The sequence below is a fragment of the Flavobacterium sp. FlaQc-57 genome (assembly GCF_044007395.1).
Lineage (GTDB): Bacteria > Bacteroidota > Bacteroidia > Flavobacteriales > Flavobacteriaceae > Flavobacterium.
The window spans coordinates 1-246 of sequence record NZ_JBIPDA010000027.1 but is presented as its reverse complement, the minus strand read 5'-3'; the positions used below and the strand labels follow the sequence as shown (position 1 = coordinate 246).

The following is a 246-nucleotide window of genomic DNA, read 5'->3' as shown; positions in this document are numbered from 1 at the left end:
TGGTAGCAGCAACTGTACTTACTAATGTTGCCGGATTTACTATGTTTCCTCCTGTGGCAGCATCATACCAAACAATGCTTGAACCTGCTGGTACTGTAGCGGTAGCTGTTAGAGTTTGTGAAGACCCTGTCTCACATACTGTTACGTTACCCGGAGCAGTTGGTGCTGATGGTGCGCCATTGATTGTTAAAACAACAGCTGTTCTTGTCAAACTTGAACAAGTTCCGTTTGAAGTCTGACCGTATA

1 pseudogene is annotated in these 246 nt (G+C 44.7%); it reads right to left on the bottom strand.

Going from position 1 to position 246, the window contains the following annotated elements:
- Window positions 1–246: pseudogene (locus ACHRVZ_RS21460) on the bottom strand (hypothetical protein); the annotation flags it as partial.